This window comes from Staphylococcus sp. EG-SA-2 (assembly GCF_017152085.1).
In genome coordinates this window covers 1-537 of the sequence record NZ_JACYHC010000152.1, presented here as the reverse complement: position 1 = coordinate 537, position 537 = coordinate 1, and the positions used below count along the sequence as shown (strand labels likewise).

The window sequence follows — 537 nt, the reverse complement described above, 5'->3', positions numbered from 1 at the left end:
ACGCTTCTAAATCTAAACAAGCAACAAGTCGTAAAAAACAACTTGAGAAAATTGAATTAGATGATATTCAACCATCATCAAGAAGATATCCTTTCGTTAAATTCACGCCTGAGCGTGAGATTGGTAACGACTTATTAATCGTTCAAAATCTTTCTAAAACAATTGACGGCGAAAAAGTATTAGATAATGTATCATTCACAATGAATCCAAATGATAAAGCGATTTTAATTGGAGATAGTGAAATTGCAAAAACAACATTACTTAAAATATTAGCTGGCGAAATGGAACCAGACGAAGGTTCATTTAAATGGGGTGTTACTACATCATTAAGTTACTTCCCTAAAGATAACTCAGAGTTCTTTGAGGGTGTAAATATGAATCTCGTTGATTGGTTAAGACAATATGCTCCTGAAGATGAACAAACAGAAACATTTTTACGTGGTTTCTTAGGTCGTATGTTATTTAGTGGTGAAGAAGTTAAGAAAAAAGCTAGTGTGCTTTCAGGTGGAGAAAAAGTACGTTGTATGCTAAGTAAAA

The 537-nt window shown here is 33.0% G+C and carries 1 protein-coding gene; it reads left to right on the top strand.

Annotated elements, in window-relative coordinates; genetic code table 11:
- Positions 1-537 (top strand): ATP-binding cassette domain-containing protein (locus IDG60_RS27215; RefSeq protein ID WP_206160404.1); only part of this gene is annotated, 537 nt, incomplete at both ends.